4 protein-coding genes are annotated in these 2,200 nt (G+C 31.0%); 3 read left to right on the top strand and 1 reads right to left on the bottom strand.

The features are described 5' to 3' along the window. The 3 genes from WKI77_RS07510 to WKI77_RS07500 form a co-directional block, all read left to right on the top strand. Positions 1 to 523, top strand: a 523-nt coding sequence (locus tag WKI77_RS07510; RefSeq protein ID WP_337861205.1) for a hypothetical protein, incomplete at its 5' end; no start/stop codon positions are given. Further along, positions 507 to 818 (top strand): TA0938 family protein, encoded by a 312-nt coding sequence (locus tag WKI77_RS07505; RefSeq protein WP_337861204.1) that lies wholly within the window; start codon positions 507 to 509, stop codon positions 816 to 818. The genes WKI77_RS07510 and WKI77_RS07505, both read left to right, overlap by 17 nt. 212 nt (positions 819 to 1,030) lie before the next feature. Beyond that, positions 1,031 to 1,444, top strand: a complete 414-nt coding sequence (locus WKI77_RS07500) for a hypothetical protein (protein WP_337861203.1) — start codon at positions 1,031 to 1,033, stop codon at positions 1,442 to 1,444. A gap of 10 nt (positions 1,445 to 1,454) precedes the next feature. On the opposite strand, the gene WKI77_RS07495 is transcribed toward WKI77_RS07500, so the two are convergent. Next, positions 1,455 to 1,994, bottom strand: a complete 540-nt coding sequence (locus tag WKI77_RS07495) for a TetR/AcrR family transcriptional regulator (protein ID WP_337861202.1) — start codon at positions 1,992 to 1,994, stop codon at positions 1,455 to 1,457. Positions 1,995 to 2,200: the final 206 nt, after the last annotated feature.

Raw genomic sequence — 2,200 nt, 5'->3', positions numbered from 1 at the left:
TATTTCAGAGATTCAGAATTACGAATTGAGCAACATAATATCCGAATTTTATGGCAGTAAAAGAAAGAAAGCGCATATAGAATTGCTTCTTCTTATTGCAGAATATTATGGGATTCCAAGGGAGGAGATTTATAAGGAAACGCCACTCCAGGGAACAAAATTCGCAATTGAACGATGGAAGAAAATGGCTTTAAATTGCAACTGGATCCAGTTAATGATGGCCATGCATTCTCTGGAACTCATAGCAAACAGCGATTTAAGCAGGTATGGGGCTAAAATAGATTATTTTAATCCGGGAATATTAAAAAATGAAGAGGTGCCAGAACCCGTTAAAAACTTTCTCAGAGAAGGATATACGAAAGATGTATCACACTCATTTAATGCCCTTGACCTGATTGAAAAATATTCTCAGGATTATTGCATAGAAGATATTCAGGATGCCTGTATCTTATCAACATATGCATTTGGCATATATCTTGAAGCCAGAATCAAAAGAGGTGAAATAATTGAAAACAAACAATGAAACTGGATGTGCGCTCTGCAATTCTACATGGGGTGAATATTACAGGAAAATTGATGGCCAGAAAATGTTATTTTGCTGCAATATCTGTGCGGACATATTCGAAGATATGGTCAAAAAGGTAAAAGAGGAAACAGGTTGGAAAAAGCTCAATGAAGTGGAATTGCATGGTAATTACAGCACCAGCCGGAACTGTGTTGCAAGACATGGGAAAAAACAGTTTAATTATTATTTTAGAACTTATAGTAATGGAGAAATGATGGAATTTAGAAGTAAGGATGAAAATAAACCTATTTAATTTTCCTATTCTTTTTATTGGCTTTATTCATTTTTTTAATTTTAAACATAAAAATTATTTAAAATGCAATAGTAAATATAATTTAAATGAACTAATTGAATTGATAGAAATTTGGGTCAGAAATAATCAGCGAATGCCATAGATTAAATTTACATCCAATGTAATTATAAAGTTAATACATAGGTTTATATGTATTTTTAAATCGTGTATTCATGTCTAATGAGTTGGATGCATTTGAGAATCAGGTAAAAAAGAATTATAATGGAATTGGTGAGGATTTTCCTAAAGGAAGCATTAAGATATTGTCACCTGACATTTTAAATATTTTAATTACAAACGCAAGAAAAGCAAAGAATGTTGATTATAAATCTGAAGAAATCATATATAATGTTACTTTTAGCAGTTATACAAAGCTTGATGCCGATGGCATGGTAGGAACATACGTCGATCTTCCCGATGATCTTAATATTCGTGAGACCAAATTTATAGTAACCGGTTTTCACCCACGATGGGATACAGAAATAACATTTTCCAAAGATTATATGACAGTTATGCCTGACCGTGAATTAAAACATCTGATTAATTTCCAGAGGGCAATCATTACAACAGGAATATTGAAAATATAATTAATGTTTATTAATTTAAAAAATCATTGACAAGATCAGAAACATATTTTTTAATGGATTCGCCATTGTCATCCCACCATATAAGATAACATATAAGTGCTCCAAAAAATGATCTTTTTTTGGCAAGAGTGTAATTCTGCTTTGTAAATATTTCAACCTTCTGGAATATTATTTCAAAGCTGTTAAAACAAAGTTCTTTGAGTTTTGCATTTAATTCGTTATATTTGTTTTTAGAACTGATTGTGTAAAGAAAGAGATTCCTCAATTCATTATTAGAATATGAGTTTAAGAATTCAGTGCCAAGTTCATATAATATGTTATCAGAATCAGAAAAGTTTTGTTTTATCATAGAGTTCATTAATTCAAGTGGAACGGATTTCAGTGCAGCATCGATAATGAGATTTTCCTTGCTTTTATAATAAAAGAATAAAAGTCCCTTGCTGACGCCCGCATCAATTGCGATTTCGTCCATGCTGGTTCCGTTATAACCTTTAATTGAAAATATTTTTATTGCCGAATTTAAGATTCTTTCTTTCCTGCCATTTTTCATATACATATTAATATTTCACCGGTATATTAATAATATGACCAAACAGTCAAAATACTTAAATAATTATTGACTATATAGTCAAAAGGAAATGGAATTTATTGAAAAATAAATATTTATACATATTCGGTTCAGAGTGGTTTGGAATGGTTATAGCAACACTTGCAGTTGCACAGGTATTCTTTCTTGTTTCACGTTATCTTGTAGAC

It is taken from the genome of Ferroplasma sp., assembly GCF_037442045.1.
In the GTDB taxonomy this organism is placed as follows: Archaea; Thermoplasmatota; Thermoplasmata; order Thermoplasmatales; family Thermoplasmataceae; genus Ferroplasma.
Note: the sequence above shows the minus strand (reverse complement) of the source record. Positions and strands in the feature narration are given on the sequence as shown.